Annotated in this window: 10 protein-coding genes and 5 tRNA genes; 7 read left to right on the top strand and 8 right to left on the bottom strand. The window is 63.1% G+C overall.

Features of this window, described 5'->3' with window-relative positions; all coding sequences use genetic code 11:
• Window positions 1-143: 143 nt before the first annotated feature.
• From betA to betI, 3 genes are all read right to left on the bottom strand, one after another.
• Window positions 144-1,835: a choline dehydrogenase gene (gene betA / locus SPH52_RS11860; RefSeq protein ID WP_411795222.1), complete on the bottom strand. Its 1,692-nt coding sequence runs from the start codon at window positions 1,833-1,835 to the stop codon at window positions 144-146.
• A gap of 244 nt (window positions 1,836-2,079) precedes the next feature.
• Window positions 2,080-3,549, bottom strand: coding sequence for a betaine-aldehyde dehydrogenase (gene betB / locus SPH52_RS11855; protein WP_411795221.1), 1,470 nt, complete (start codon window positions 3,547-3,549; stop codon window positions 2,080-2,082).
• Window positions 3,546-4,166 carry a transcriptional regulator BetI gene (betI, locus tag SPH52_RS11850; protein ID WP_411795220.1) on the bottom strand — a complete coding sequence of 207 codons (621 nt, stop codon included), beginning with the start codon at window positions 4,164-4,166 and terminating at the stop codon, window positions 3,546-3,548. Before betI ends, betB begins: the two co-directional genes overlap by 4 nt.
• 173 nt (window positions 4,167-4,339) lie before the next feature.
• Here betI and SPH52_RS11845 point away from each other — a divergent pair.
• The 6 genes from SPH52_RS11845 to SPH52_RS11820 all read left to right on the top strand — a co-directional run bounded on the left by SPH52_RS11845 (window position 4,340) and on the right by SPH52_RS11820 (window position 7,873).
• Window positions 4,340-4,416: transfer RNA gene (locus tag SPH52_RS11845), tRNA-Met, on the top strand.
• A 145-nt stretch (window positions 4,417-4,561) separates the two neighbouring features.
• A tRNA-Asn gene (locus tag SPH52_RS11840) sits at window positions 4,562-4,637 on the top strand.
• A gap of 30 nt (window positions 4,638-4,667) precedes the next feature.
• Window positions 4,668-4,743 (top strand) — tRNA-Asn (locus SPH52_RS11835).
• 111 nt (window positions 4,744-4,854) lie between these two features.
• Window positions 4,855-4,930 (top strand) — tRNA-Asn (locus tag SPH52_RS11830).
• A gap of 120 nt (window positions 4,931-5,050) precedes the next feature.
• Complete coding sequence (locus SPH52_RS11825) at window positions 5,051-5,551, top strand: molybdopterin-dependent oxidoreductase (protein WP_411795219.1); 501 nt, start codon at window positions 5,051-5,053, stop codon at window positions 5,549-5,551.
• An 18-nt stretch (window positions 5,552-5,569) separates the two neighbouring features.
• Window positions 5,570-7,873, top strand: a complete 2,304-nt coding sequence (locus tag SPH52_RS11820) for an ATP-binding protein (protein ID WP_411795218.1) — start codon at window positions 5,570-5,572, stop codon at window positions 7,871-7,873.
• A gap of 137 nt (window positions 7,874-8,010) precedes the next feature.
• On the opposite strand, the gene SPH52_RS11815 is transcribed toward SPH52_RS11820, so the two are convergent.
• Window positions 8,011-10,080: a carboxy terminal-processing peptidase gene (locus SPH52_RS11815; RefSeq protein ID WP_411795217.1), complete on the bottom strand. Its 2,070-nt coding sequence runs from the start codon at window positions 10,078-10,080 to the stop codon at window positions 8,011-8,013.
• Window positions 10,081-10,205: 125 nt separating this feature from the next.
• On the opposite strand from SPH52_RS11815, the gene SPH52_RS11810 reads away from it, so the two are divergent.
• Complete coding sequence (locus SPH52_RS11810) at window positions 10,206-11,504, top strand: M18 family aminopeptidase (RefSeq protein WP_411795216.1); 1,299 nt, start codon at window positions 10,206-10,208, stop codon at window positions 11,502-11,504.
• 53 nt (window positions 11,505-11,557) lie between these two features.
• Here the strand turns inward: SPH52_RS11810 and SPH52_RS11805 are convergent.
• The 4 genes from SPH52_RS11805 to pth all read right to left on the bottom strand — a co-directional run bounded on the left by SPH52_RS11805 (window position 11,558) and on the right by pth (window position 14,857).
• Window positions 11,558-11,634: transfer RNA gene (locus SPH52_RS11805), tRNA-Met, on the bottom strand.
• Between the two features lie 40 nt (window positions 11,635-11,674).
• Window positions 11,675-12,898 (bottom strand): GGDEF domain-containing protein, encoded by a 1,224-nt coding sequence (locus tag SPH52_RS11800; RefSeq protein ID WP_411795215.1) that lies wholly within the window; start codon window positions 12,896-12,898, stop codon window positions 11,675-11,677.
• A gap of 213 nt (window positions 12,899-13,111) precedes the next feature.
• A complete protein-coding gene (ychF, locus tag SPH52_RS11795; RefSeq protein ID WP_411795214.1) occupies window positions 13,112-14,203 on the bottom strand; it encodes a redox-regulated ATPase YchF in 1,092 nt (363 codons plus the stop codon).
• 72 nt (window positions 14,204-14,275) lie between these two features.
• Complete coding sequence (pth, locus tag SPH52_RS11790) at window positions 14,276-14,857, bottom strand: aminoacyl-tRNA hydrolase (protein WP_411795213.1); 582 nt, start codon at window positions 14,855-14,857, stop codon at window positions 14,276-14,278.
• Between the last annotated feature and the right edge of the window lie 22 nt (window positions 14,858-14,879).

The following is a 14,879-nucleotide window of genomic DNA, read 5'->3' as shown; positions in this document are numbered from 1 at the left end:
AGCGCTCCCTTGGTTCATGTTTAGAACAGTTGTTTGAATGTGTCAGCCTAGCCCATCTCGCGACGAGTGGCCAGCCCAGCGACAGGTACGAACGAAGGCGCCCCGCTCGATGGCGGGGCGCAAGAGAGTAGCTGCGGCGAGGCTCAGGTCAGGCGGCGTTGGGGCTCGCGTCTGGCAGGGCTGTCGCTGGCGATGTAGTAGGGAGCATCGGAAGGGGGCAGCGGCTCTCGCCCACGGATACGGTCGGCGATCTTCTCGGCCAGCATGATGGTCGGCGCGTTGAGGTTACCGGTGGGTATCACCGGGAACAGTGAGGCGTCCACCACGCGCAGCCCTTCGAGCCCATGCACGCGGCCCTGGCCGTCAACCACCGCGTCGTCGCCCTCGCCCATGCGGCAACTGCCACAGGGGTGGTAGGCAGTCTCGGCATGCTCGCGTACGAAGGTGTCCAGCTCCTCGTCGCTCTGCACGTCCGGCCCCGGCGAGATCTCGCGGCCGCGGTAGGGATCCATGGCGGGCTGGGCGATGATCTCGCGGGTCAGGCGGATGCCATCGCGAAACTCCTGCCAGTCCTTCTCCTTGGACATGTAGTTGAACAGGATGCTGGGGGCCGCCTGCGGATCGCGCGAGGTCAGGCGGATGCGCCCGCGGCTCTCGGAGCGCATCGAGCCCACATGGGCCTGGAAGCCGTGCGCCTGCACCGCGCTCTTGCCATTGTAGCTGATCGCGATGGGCAGGAAGTGATACTGCAGGTTGGGCCAGGGCTCCTCGTCGTGTGTGCGGATGAAGGCGCACGACTCGAACTGGTTGCTGGCGCCGATGCCGCTGCCACGCAGCAGCCATTCGGCGCCGATCTTCGGCTGGTTGAACCACTTCAGCGCCGGGTAGAGCGTGATCGGCTGCTTGCACTCGTACTGGATGTACATCTCCAGGTGATCCTGCAGGTTCTCGCCGACACCGGGCAGTTCATGCACCACGGGGACGTCGAACTCGCGCAGGTGTTCGGGGTTGCCCACGCCCGAGCGCAGCAGGATCTGAGGGGAGGAAATGGCACCGGCGCACAGCAGTACCTCGCGGCGGGCGCGGACCTGGTGGGTTTGGCCATGGCGCAGGTAGCGCACGCCCACGGCGCGCTTGCCCTCGAACTCGATCACGTCGGTGGTGGCGTGGGTCTCGATGGTGAGGTTGTCGCGCTGCTTGGCCTGGTCGAGGTAACCCCGGGCGGTGGAAGCTCGGCGCCCCTTGGGCGTGACGAAACGGTCCATGGGACCGAAACCCTCCTGCTGGTAGCCGTTGACGTCCTCGGTCTCGGGGTAGCCGGCCTGCACGCCGGCATCGATGAAGGCGCGATAAAGCTCGTTGTTGCCTTCCTTGGGCGTGGTGACGCTGACCGGCCCGTCACCGCCGTGGTAGGCATTGGCACCGCTGTCGCGGCACTCTGACTTCCGGAAGTAGGGCAGGCAGTCGGCGTAGCGCCAGTCCGAGAGGCCGGCCATGGCGGCCCAGTTGTCGTAATCCAGGGCGTTGCCGCGGATGTAGCACATGCCGTTGATCAGCGACGAGCCGCCGAGCCCCTTGCCGCGACCGCACTCCATGCGGCGGCCGTTCATGTGCGGTTCCGGGTCGGTCTCGAAGGCCCAGTTGTAGCGCTTTCCCTGCAGTGGGTAGGCCAGGGCGGCGGGCATCTGGGTGCGGAAGTCGAAGCGGTAGTCTGGGCCGCCGGCTTCGAGCAGCAGCACGCTGACCGCCGGGTCCTCGGTGAGGCGGGTGGCCAGCACGTTGCCGGCCGAGCCGGCACCGATGATGACGTAGTCGAATTCACGAATCTGGGACATAACATCTCTCACTGATAACGCGACGGAAGCGGGCCTGCTCCTGTGCGCAAGGAGTGTCGGCCCAAGGCAGGAGCGGCTGGCGGTAGCGAGGGGCGCCGGGGACAAGCCGAAGAGGAGGTCCTACGCCATGGATGGCGTAGGTAGCGCCCAGGAATGGGTTCACAGCGCCTCCTCGACGGTCCGGCGATCCGGGGCTTGTCGACGGATCAGCCCCGAGCGATCCCGTATATTTTTTTCCTGCCTTCTAGAACACCGACTCGAAGGGGCCCATCTCCACCTGCACCGACTTGGTCTGGGTATAGTGGGCCAGGGTCTCGATGCCGTTCTCGCGGCCCACGCCGGACTGCTTGTAGCCGCCCACCGGCATCTCGGCCGGCGACTCGCCCCAGGTGTTGATCCAGCAGATGCCGGCCTCGAGGCGGTGGATGGTGCGGTGCGCGCGGGCGAGGTTTTCGGTGAATACGCCGGCCGCCAGCCCGTAGTGGGTGTCGTTGGCACGCCGGATCAGCTCCTCCTCGTCGTCGAAGGCGAGGATCGACATCACCGGGCCGAAGATCTCCTCGCGTACGATGCGCATGTCGTCGCTGCAATCGGTAAAAACCGTGGCGGGAGCCCAGGCGCCGCTGGCGAAATCGCCCTCGACAAGGGGTTTTCCGCCGGCCAGCACGCGCGCCCCGTCCTGCTTGCCGTAGTCGATGTAGGCCAGCACCTTGGCCTGGTGCTCGAAGCTGACCAGCGGGCCGAAGTTGACGCTGGGATCGAGCGGGTCGCCCGCGCGAATGCGCGACACGCGTGCGACGATCTTCTCCTCGAAGGCCTGCTTGACCGAACGCTCGACGAAGACCCGCGTGCCGTTGGTACAGATCTGCCCGCTGGAGTAGAAGTTGGCCATCATCGCGGCATCGGCGGCGCGGTCCAGGTCGGCGTCGGCGAACACGATCAGCGGCGACTTGCCGCCCAGCTCCATGGTGACGTCCTTGAGGGTCGAACCGCCCGCTGCCGCCATCACCTTCTTGCCGGTGCCTACCTCGCCGGTGAACGACACCTTGGCGATACCCGGATGCCCGGTCAGCATCTGGCCGACCCGGGCGTCGCCGTGCACGACGTTGAACACGCCGTCGGGGAGTCCGGCCTCGGTGAAGATCTCGGCCAGCTTCATGGCGGTCAGCGGCGTTACTTCACTGGGCTTGAACACCATCGCGTTGCCTGCGGCCAAGGCGGGAGCCGCTTTCCAGCAGGCGATCTGGATCGGATAGTTCCAGGCGCCGATGGCGCCGATCACTCCCAGTGGCTCGCGACGGGTGTAGACGAAGGAGGATTCGCGCAGGGGAATCTGGGCGCCTTCGATGGCCGGGGCGAGGCCGGCATAGTATTCGAGTACATCGGCACCGGTGGCTATGTCCACTGCGGCGGTCTCGCTGATCGGTTTGCCGGTATTGCGCGTCTCGAGTTCGGCAATTTCGTCGTTGCGCTCCCTCAGCAGCGCCACGGCATGGTTGAGGATGCGGCCGCGCTGCATGCCGGTCATGGCGGCCCAGCGGCGCTGGCCCTCACGCGCAGTGGCTACGGCGCGGTCGACGTCGGCCTGGCTGGCTTGCCCCACCTTGGCCAGCAGGCTGCCATCATGGGGATTGACGACGTCAAACGATTCGCCGGAGGTTGCCGGCTCCCGGCGGCCGTCGATGTAGAGGGTCTCGGTGTCGGAAGCTGTCATGCTGTCTCCTTTGAGGACGCAGGGGAGGTGTCGTAACCGGCCAGTAGCTGGTCGAGATAGCCGTGGGCGATGCGACGAGCGCATTCGGTGTCCAGCCCCTTGGGACTGAGGGTGCCACGCAGCCACAGACCGTCGATCATGGCGGCCAGTCCGCGAGCGGCATCGCGGGCCGCTGCGTGCGGCATCAGGCGGCGAAACTGGCAGCACAGGTTGGAGTAGAGGCGCTGATCGTTGACTTGCTGCAGGCGCTGCAACTGGGGTTTGTGCATACTGCTGGCCCAGAAGGCGAGCCAGGTCTTGGCTGCCGGGCCGGAGATCTGGCTGCGATCGAAGTTGCCATCGATGATGGCGCCGAGATGATCGCGGGGGGAACCGTTGGTCAGGTTGCAGCGCCGTGCCGCCACGGCCTGGCCCAGATCGGTGAGAATCTGGCGCATGGTGGCCTCGAGCAGGCCATCCTTGCCGCCGAAATAGTGGCTGATGATACCGGCCGATACGCCGGCATGCCGGGCAATCCGCAGCACAGTGGCATCGGCCAGGCCAACTTCGTCGATGGCGGCCATGGTGGCCTTGATGAGCTGGTTACGCCTGATCGGTTCCATACCTGTCTTGGGCACCCGCTGACTCCTCTTCATGCAACTGATGCGACGCCTATGGTACTTTCTGGAATCATGGCATTTTTTTATTGAACGTTCAATCAATAAAAAGCCATGCCGCTTTTGGCTTGCTTGCCTGTCTCGCTTCGTGCATAATCCTGCCGCGTTGAGGGGCACTGTTCCCCGAGCGAAAAGGCTACGTAGCTCAGCCGGTTAGAGCACATCACTCATAATGATGGGGTCCCCTGTTCGAATCAGGGCGTAGCCACCAGATTCTCCACATGACGCCCGTGCGACTGCTGTTGCACGGGCGTCATGCGTCTGGGTGTGGTGCCTGGAGGCGTCGTCGGATCGCTAGAATCCGTCCTTGACCTTATGTGAGCGATCCGTATACTACGCACCGTGTTCAGGGCCATTCCCGGATAGCTCAGTCGGTAGAGCAAGTGACTGTTAATCACTGGGTCGCAGGTTCGAGTCCTGCTCCGGGAGCCAAGAACACAAGCTGATCCTGACGTTCGTCATTCCTCGATAGCTCAGTCGGTAGAGCAAGTGACTGTTAATCACTGGGTCGCAGGTTCGAGTCCTGCTCGAGGAGCCATCAGCGAGTTGATGAACAGCCATCAGCGAGTTGATGAAAAACCATCAGCGAGTTGATGAAAAACCATCAGCCAACCCTCAATAGGAAGTGTCCCGCTTCCGATCGCATCGTTCCCGGATAGCTCAGTCGGTAGAGCAAGTGACTGTTAATCACTGGGTCGCAGGTTCGAGTCCTGCTCCGGGAGCCAAGCTTTGCGTTCGCTTTACCCATGGCCTTGGGCCGCCTCGATCGGCGCGTTGATTCCCTGTAAGCAGCGCGGGGCCGCCTTGCCGTATACTCGCTTCGTACATCCTCGGGGGGAGGGCAAATGCGCAGCGTTCTGATCGGCGGCTTGTTGTTGGGTTTGCTGGCCGCTCCTGGCCATGCCTTCGAAGCGCCTGAAGGGCAGGTAATACTGACCGTCAGTGGTAACATCAGCGTGACCAACGCTGGCGATGAAGCATTGTTCGATCGCGAGATGCTGGAACAGCTCCCGCAGCATACGACGCATACCCATACTCCCTGGCATGATGGTCAAGTCGCTTTCACCGGGCCTTTGGGGCGTGATCTGCTGGAGGCAGTGGGGGCGCAGGGCAGCATGCTGCGCGTGACCGCTCTCAACGACTACAGTGCCAGCGTTCCGGTTGCCGACTTCATCGAATACGATGTGATCCTGGCCATGACCCTCGATGGCACCCCCATGCAGGTTCGCGATCAGGGTCCATTGTTCATCATCTACCCCTTCGATGAGAATCCCGAGCTGCTCACCGAGAGTGTGATGACGCGTTCGGTCTGGCAGGTGGTGCATATCGATGTTTTCGCCGAGTAACGAATGGTGTTCTCCCGCATGACGGGCAGCCCGTCCTTGCGCTATCGAATCGCCGCCTTTGCGGCTGTCTTGCTGTTCTGCTCGGCCTTGCTGACCGCAAAGATCATCCATGATCGCCAGCAACAGCTCGAGCACAGGATGCTCGAGGATCTCACCTGGTCGTCCTACCAGTTCGATCGCGAAGTGCGAGAGTTGCGCATGGCGCTCAAGGGTGGAGCGTTCGTTGATCGTGATGCCGTGCTGTTGCGCTACGAGATACTGCTCAGTCGGGCCGGACTCCTGGGGCGAGGGGAGTTGAAGCAGGCCTTGACGCAGACTCCGTTGGGTCATCCGCTCGAGGATTCGACTGCGATGGTAACCGCTCTCGACCCGCTCATGGCGAGACTGGAGAGCGACGATGGGTCGTTCGATCATGCCAGCCGGCAGGCGCTGGAGAAGGAGCTGCTCAAGCTTCAGGATCGGACGTCGAGACTCCTGCTCGACATCAATGCCCATGTCGGAATGATGCGAACCCAGGAGCGCGATCACCTGTGGTTGCTCTACAAGGTATTGCTGGTCCTGATCGTGTTGCTGATGGTGGCAGGCTCAATTCTGGTGGTATCGCTGATTCACGAGGGTCGAGCTAATCGCAAGAGGCGCGATCTGCTCGAAGTTCAGGCGCGTGATCTCGACGCCGCGGTCCAGCGTGCCGAGCATGCCAGCCAGGCCAAATCCGAATTCATGGCAGTGATGAGCCATGAGATTCGCACACCGCTCGGCGGCGTGGTGGGTGTCGCCGAGCTGCTGGCCTTCGAGCCACTGACCGCCCGGGGGACCCAGCTGCTGGAGACCTTGAATGATAGCCTCGTCGGCCTGCAGGCAGTGATCAACGATGTCATCGACTACACGAAATATGAATCCGGCTCGCTGGATCTCCACCCGCAACCGTTTCTCCTGCGGGAGTTCATTGCCCAACTGAGCCGCCACTACCGCATGCTGGGCGAGAGCCGGAGCCTTGCCTTCGAGGTGGAGGTGGGCGCCGAGGTGCCGGCCTGCCTCGAGGGCGACACGACGCGCATGGGCCAGGTGCTCATGAATCTGCTCAATAATGCCTTCAAGTTCACCAGTGCAGGGAGGGTGCGGCTGGAGGCGCGTTGGACGGATGACCAGGCGTTGTTCCTGAGCGTCTCGGATACGGGATGCGGTATTTCCGAGCAGAGCCAACCTCATATCTTCAAACCCTTTGCTCAGGCCGATAGTACGATCGCCCGGCGCTATGGCGGTTCGGGGCTGGGGCTCGCCATCTGCGAACGGTTGGTGACTGCCATGCAGGGGCGCATCGGGTTCGAAAGTTCCGCTGGCGTGGGTAGCCGCTTCTGGATCAGCTTGCCCTTGCGCGTGCTGCCTCCCAATGAGGCCGCACAGGTGTCGCAGCAATTGAGCCTGGCGGGGTCCTCGTTGGGGGTATTGCCTAGGGGGCGTATCCTCGTCGTGGAGGACCAGCCAGCCAACCGTGAGCTGGCCAAGGCTCTACTGGAGCGTCTGGGGCAGATCGTACAGGTGGCGGCCGACGGGCAGGCCGGGCTCGATGCAATGACTCGCTATCGGTTCGATCTCGTGCTGATGGATATGCAGATGCCGATCATGGATGGTTTGGAAACCACGCGGTGCTGGCGTCGCCAGGAGCCGGCTGGGCAGCCTCCCTTACCCATCGTTGCATTGACCGCCAATGCCATGCCTTCCGCCAGGCAGCGCTGCCTGGAAGCGGGCATGAACGATGTACTGTGCAAGCCCTACACGCGCCATGATCTACAGCGCGTGCTCGTCCAGTGGCTCGTGCCCATGGCTGGTGCCCGTGCCGTTGAGGAGGTCGATTCGACGTCGGCGGAGGGGGGCCGGCGTGTTTCCGCCGCACTGGATGTGGAGCTCGATCGCGATATGCTTCTTTCCTTGGAAGAGGTGTTGGGGGAGGGCGCTTTGCGCAGCTTGGTGCAGCGATTCATCGAGCGGCTTCGGGCCGACCTGGAGACGCTGCAGCGTAGTCTGTACGAGCGAGACCGCAAGGGGCTGCGAGAATATGCCCATTCATTGAAGGGGAGCGCTTCTGCCTTGGGTTGTCGGGGGTTGGCGCACGCCGCTGCCGAGCTGGAACGCTTGGCGGATGGTGCAGTTCATGACGTCCTGGAGGAAGAGGTGGCTCGGCTGATGCGCATTGGCAGCATGACGCATACGGCGCTTGCGCAGTTGGGTTACCTGGAAGCTCCTAGCCCTTCGACAGAAGAGACCGTTGCTGGCCGAGCTTTCGGTCCTCTGCTATCAGGTGGCCACAAAAGTCAGGAGTAACTCTGACTCCCCTGTATCGGCCCGAGCCTACTGATGCGGAGAAGGTGCGGAGCCCTTGATGCAACCGGCCACCCGTCGTGCTTTCGACTGGGTGGCCGTAAGGGGAGGGGGTGGCGTTGGCACCCCCGTGATATCGATCAGAAGCGGCCGGCCAGGCGGCGATGGGTGAGTTCGGCATAGTCGGCAAGGATGGCGGCGGCCTCGATCACTTGCACCCGATCTACCGACTCGTCCTCTCTGCCTTCCTCGTCTTCCTCACCGCGGGCATCGATCAGCTCTTCCAGCAGTTCCAGGCCCAAGGCTGTGCGGCGGCGATTCTCGAGGGCCAACTGCTCGGCGTCGCGGGCTTCCACTTCGCGCTGGCGCTGCTCCCGATCGAGGCTGACGCTGGTGTGCTCCTCTCGCATGCGGCGTGCCAGCTCCACACGCTCCTTCAGGTAAACGAAGTTAGGGTGGGAGTCGGCCCGTTCGCGATGCCGGGAGCGCAGCGTCTCGAGATACTCCCAGGGCTCACCGTAATGGCGGTATTGCACGGCCTGGACGGTGTCCCATTCCAGCGCATTGTCCAGGCTGCTCTCGCCGATTCGTTCCGGATCGACCATGTCGGGGAACAGAATATCGGGCTCGACGCCACGATGCTGCGTACTCTCGCCCGAGATGCGGTAGAACTTGGCCCGGGTCAGCTTGATCTGACCATGGCTCAGGTCGTTCAGGGTCTGCACGGTGCCCTTGCCGAAGGTGGCGCTACCCAGCACCAGACCGCGACCGTAGTCCTGAATGGCACCGGCGAAGATCTCGGAGGCCGAGGCCGACAGGCGGTTGACCAGTACGGCCAACGGGCCGTCGTAAAGGGTGCCGGCCTCGGTATCGCCATACAGGCTGATGCGGCCGCGGGCGTCACGCACCTGCACGGTGGGGCCGCGGTCGATGAACAGGCCGAGCAGCGAGTTGGCTTCCTGCAGGGCACCGCCGCCGTTGTTGCGCAGGTCGAGCATGATGCCATCAACGCCTTCCGCCTTGAGTCGTTCGACTTCGCGCGCTACGTCGCGGGTGGTGCTGCGGAACTCCTCGGCGCCGGACTGCCAGGCATCGAAGTCGACATAGAAGGTCGGGATGTTGATGACGCCGATGCGCTTGATGCCGTCATCGCGCTCGACCTCGACGATCTCGCCCTTGGCTGCCTGCTCCTCGAGATCCACGGTATCGCGGGTGATCTCGACGGTGTGCGAGCGGGTCATGTCCACGGCCTCGGCTGGGACTACCTCCAGGCGCACCACGGTCCCCTTGGGGCCGCGGATCAGGTCGACCACTTCGTCCAGGCGCATGCCGACGACGTTGACAATGTCCTCCTCGTCCTCCTGGCCCACGCCGACGATGCGATCGGCAGGTTCGAGTACGCCGGCACGATCCGCGGGGCCGCCGGGTACCAGGCTGGTGACCTTCACGTATTCGCCGTCGGACTGCAGCATGGCGCCGATGCCTTCGAGCGACAGCCGCATCTGGATGTCGAACGACTCGCCCTGGCGAGGGGAGAGGTATTCGGTATGGGGATCGATACTGCTGGTCACCGCTGCCATGAACAGGCCGAACACGTCCTCGCCGTTGGTCTGGCGCAGACGCGAGAGCTGGCCTTCGTAGCGCTGGCGCAGATTGTTCTCCACCTGCTCCTCGTTCTGGCCGCTGATGTCGAGTGTCAGGGCAGCGTTCTTCAAGCGCTTGCGCCACAGCTCCTCGAGCTCGTCTTCGCTGGTGGCCCAGTCGGCGTCACGGCGGTCGAGGTCGAGGCGCATGTCGGTCTCGTAGGTGAAGTCGAGACCCTCGTCGAGGGTGGCGAGAAGCCATTCGAAGCGGCTTTCGGCACGATCGTGATAGCGCTGGTAGAACTGATAGATGGGTGCCAGGTCACCATCGAAGAGCAGGTCGTCGATGCGATCCTCCAAGTGGCGGAACTCCTCGACGTCGCTTTCGAGCAGGAAGGCGCGCTGGCCGTCGAGGATATCGAGGTAGCGTTCGAAGGCCAGCCGCGACCAAGTGTCATCGAGGGGGGCATCGGCATAGTGGCCATAGCGCAGTGACTCGGCGACTTCCACTGCGGCTTGACGCTGATCGTCGCCGGGTTGGATCTTGGCAAGCGCCAGTTGAGCGCATGACAGCAGCAGCACCAGCGTCAGTATCGCTGTGTGCCGAATAACGACAAACGGGCTCATCAATGAAGCACCCCTGGTTTCGTGTACACTTCCTTCCCTAGACAAGCGTATGGCCTGTGAGTTGCCAAGGCTGACATGGCATTGTACCAGTTCTCGCGTCAACCACGACCCCTGTGAGGAGCCTCATGTCTCGGGAAGCCCGTCTCGAGCGTCTGCTCGACTTTCTGTACCGTTCACCTACACCCTGGCATGCCGTGGCGGCAATGGCCGAGCGGCTCGATGCTGCCGGCTTTCGCCGGCTCGACGAGAGCCAGGCCTGGCAGCTCTCTGCCGGTGAGCGGGTCTATGTCACGCGCAATGGATCGTCCATCGTGGCTGTGCAACTGCCCCACGATGGACTCGAGGCGCTGCGCATGATCGGTGCCCATACCGATAGCCCCGGCCTGCGGCTCAAGCCGCATGCTGCCCAGACGGCTGCCGGCTGGCTTCAGCTTGGTGTCGAACTCTACGGCGGCGTCCTGCTGGCCCCTTGGTACGACCGCGACCTGGGGCTGGCCGGGCGCGTGCACGTGCGACATCCCGACGGTCGCCTCGAAGGCGTGCTGCTGCACGTGGACCGGCCAATTGCCATCATCCCCAGCCTGGCGATCCATCTAGACCGCGAGGTCAACAATGGGCGGGCGATCAATGCCCAGACCCAGATGCCGCCGGTATTCCTGCAGGGCGGAGAGAAGGGCGACCTGCAGCGGCTGCTGCTCGAGTGGCTGGAGGCCCAGCACGGTATCACCGGGGCCGAGATCCTCGACTTCGAGCTGGCGCTACATGACGTACAGCCGCCGGCGTTGGTGGGCGTCGAGCGGGAGCTGGTGGCCAGTGCGCGCCTGGATAACCTACTCTCCTGTTTCATCGGGCTGGAGGCGTTGCTGGAGAGTGACGGCAGCCAAGGCGTGGTGCTGGTTGCCAACGACCACGAGGAGGTCGGTAGCGCCAGCGCCTGCGGCGCCCAGGGGCCATTTCTCGGCGACGTGCTGCGGCGTGTCAACGCCCTGCTGGGGGAGCCGGGCGACGAGGGCTTCATTCGCCTGATTCAGGCCTCGCGCATGATCTCCTGCGACAATGCCCACGCCTTGCATCCCAATTTTACCGACAAGCACGATGCTGCCCATGGGCCGGCGCTCAACGGCGGCCCGGTGATAAAGGTCAACGCCAACCAGCGTTATGCCACCAACAGCGCGACCTCGGCGCTGTTCCGCGATGTCTGCCGTGAGGCCGAAGTGCCGGTGCAGACCTTCGCCACCCGCGCCGACATGGGCTGCGGCAGTACCATCGGACCGATTACCGCCACCGAGCTCGGAGTGCCGACGCTGGATGTCGGTGTGCCGCAGTGGGCCATGCACTCGATTCGCGAAACCGCCGGTGCCAAGGATGTGGAGTACCTGACCCGGGCGCTGGTCACCTTCCTCAACCGGCCGCGGCTGTCCTGAGTCGCCACCACGAAAAACCCGGCGCCAGGAGGCGCCGGGTTTTTTTCGATCTCTGGTGGCTACGCCCTGACTCGAACAGGGGACCCCATCATTATGAGTGATGTGCTCTAACCAACTGAGCTACGTAGCCAATCAACGGAGCCGAAGTTTACGGATTCGCCCCGGTATCGTCAAGTGTCACCACGGGTAAGAGGCTCGGCGGGAAGAGGGCTGAAGCGAGTCGGGTTCGATGACGTAGTGCGGGCCCCCGGGGCGAGCATGATGTTGTCTCGCCCGGCTGCTTTGGCTAAATAGAGGGCATTGTCGGCACGCGACATTGCGGCGTCATAGGTCCCAGCCGTGTCGGCATCCCAGGCCGCTACGCCAATGCTGCACGACAGACGGATCTGCTGGCCGCCATGGTGCAAAGGGGTGTCGCGCAGTGTCTGGACGATGCGCAGGCCCAGTCCTTCAGCCTGCTCTGCGGTGGTATCCGGCATGACTATACAGAACTCGTCGCCCCCGAGGCGGGCCAGCAGATCGGTGTCGCGCAGTGTGGTTCCCACTACACGGACGAAGTGGACCAGGCTCTCGTCGCCGCCCTGGTGTCCTAGCCTGTCGTTGACGTCCTTGAAGTGATCGAGGTCCAGCAGCAGAAGTGAATAGGGTTTGCCCGTTCGTGCGGATTGAGCATTCTCGAATAGCAAGCGCTCTTCGAACTTGCGTCGGTTCCAGGCCCCTGTCAGTGGATCGACATTTGCCAATTCGGAGACTTCAGTGACCAGGCGATCGATGGTCATGACTGCGAAACCGAAATTCCACAGAAGCCCGCTGAAGATGACGCCAAGCATGGTCATTGATGCGATGCCCGTGAAGTCGCCAGGGGAACCGGGGTTCAGCAGTAGCCAGAGGTTGATCAGGACGATAATGGCATGTCCGGTCAGCCCGAGAACGATCCCTGCGCAGGAAATGCCGATACCTGCCGAGCATGGGCGCCGGCGCAAAAGAAGAAAGAGGCTCATGGCCATCGGCAGTGACTGGCCGATGGCATAGAGTAGAGCGAGCCCCTCATCATGGCCGTAAATGGCTATGGTCAGCAGTAAACATAGAGCGCTGGCAGTAGAGGCGATGATCCATCCGCCTGCCTGATCATAGAACCGCCGTACCCCGATCCAGAATAGCCAGAAGCCGAGGATGACCAAGCTGTTTCCCGCTGCTGCAGGAAGTACCGGGAAGCTGGATGTGGCTTGGAAAGGCAGGAGTATGCCGCCCGTGGCGGTCAGCAGGCAGGCGGCGAACCACAGTCGTGCTACGCGAAAGCCCCTGTGCTGCCAGGCGATTGCCGCCCAAATTGCGGCTAATGCGAAGGAGAGGAGAACGATAGTGATATAGAGAGTGAAAAAATCCAGCTTCATATGGGTAGTCCACCAAGGGTACGCTCGGTTGTCGTTCGCTGCCGACCGTCCATGATTCCTCAGATGAGGAGTGTTTGTCCCTGGATGAACTGGAGGTGAATCAAGAGCCGGAATTGTTCCTATCCACCGGGGTGCAGAGAAGCGCGATACTAATGCCAGCGCCACATGGGTACAAAATGGCCGCCATCCTTGGCAACTGCCCGCCGAAGGCTGCTAAACGTTGAAGCGGAAGTGAATTACGTCGCCGTCCTGCACGATGTACTCCTTGCCTTCCAGGCGCCACTTGCCGGCATCCTTGGCTCCCTGTTCGCCGCCGAGTGCGACGAAGTCGTCGTAGCCGATCACTTCGGCGCGGATGAAGCCCTTCTGGAAGTCGGTGTGGATCACGCCGGCAGCCTCGGGGGCGGTGGCGCCGATCCGCACCGTCCAGGCGCGTACTTCCTTGACGCCTGCGGTGAAGTAGGTCTGCAGGCCGAGCAGCTTGTAGCCGGCGCGGATCACGCGGTCGAGCCCCGGCTCCTCCATGCCCATTTCGCTGAGGAACATGGCGCGCTCGTCATCGTCCAGCTCGGCGATCTCGGATTCCAGCTGGTTGCACACCGGCACGACCACGGCACCTTCCTCGGCAGCGATCTCGTTCACCACGTCGAGATAGGGGTTGCCCTCGAAGCCGTCCTCGTTGACGTTGGCGATGTACATGGTCGGCTTGAGCGTCAGGAAGCCGAAGCTCTTGAGCTGGCGCTTTTCGTCATCGTCGAGGCCGAAGCTCCTCAGTGGCTGGCCCTCGGCCAGGTGCGGCTGGATGCGTTCCAGTATCGCCTTGGTGGCGATGGCTTCCTTGTCGCCGCCCTTGGCTACGCGGACCAGACGCTGTATGGCCCGCTCGACGGTGTCGAGATCGGCCAGCGCCAGTTCCATGTTGATGATTTCGATGTCCGCCCGTGGGTCGACCTGGTTGGCCACGTGAATCACGTTGTCATTGTCGAAGCAGCGCACCACGTGAGCGATGGCCTGGGTCTCGCGGATATTGGCCAGGAACTTGTTGCCGAGCCCCTCGCCCTTGGAGGCGCCTGCCACCAGCCCGGCGATGTCAACGAACTCCATGGTGGTGGGAATCACCTTCTGCGGCTTGACGATATTGCTGAGCTTGTCGAGGCGCGGATCGGGCATCGGTACGATGCCGACGTTGGGCTCGATGGTGCAGAAGGGAAAGTTCTCGGCATCGATGCCGGACTTGGTCAGGGCGTTGAAGAGAGTCGATTTGCCGACGTTGGGAAGGCCGACGATACCGCAGTTGAAACCCATGGTGATGTCCTGAATAAGATGGCGAGTGGCGCTCGCGAACGGGCGCTATTCTAGCTCAGCCTTGGAGCTGGATCAGCCTGAGAAACTGTGTAGCCGGCTCATGGCGCGGGCCCATTCGCCCGATGCGGCGAGCGGTAGCGTCACCAGGCACTCATTGAGCGCGGCCCCGATCGCTTCGAGCTCCGCCTTGCCAGGGCGCCCCAGCACGTAGTTCGTCACCTGGCGGGAGTCGCCGGGGTGGCCGATGCCGATGCGCAGGCGATTGAAATCCTTGGCACCCAGCGCGCTGATGATGTCGCGCAGACCGTTGTGGCCACCGTGCCCGCCGCCCTGCTTGTAGCGGGCAGTGCCGGGAGGGATGTCCAGCTCGTCGTGAACCACCAGCAGTTCGTCAGGGGCTATCTTGTAGAACTGGCAAAGGGCCGCGACGGCTCCACCGCTGCGATTCATGAAGGTGGTGGGTTCGAGCAGGTGCAGTTCCTGGCCCTCGAGCAGCACCTTGGCGTAGAGGCCGAGGAACTTCTTCTCCGGGCGCAGTTCGGTGCCGGCCTGGCGAGCCAGTATCTCCACCAGCCAGGCGCCGGCATTGTGGCGCGTGGCGGCATAGTCGTCACCGGGGTTGCCCAGTCCGATGATCGCCTTGATCTGCGGCATGCGGGGTCTCCAAACAAAAACA

The organism is Halomonas sp. A29 (genome assembly GCF_046723295.1).
GTDB lineage: Bacteria > Pseudomonadota > Gammaproteobacteria > Pseudomonadales > Halomonadaceae > Halomonas.
This window is presented reverse-complemented; position numbering and strand designations above follow the sequence as displayed.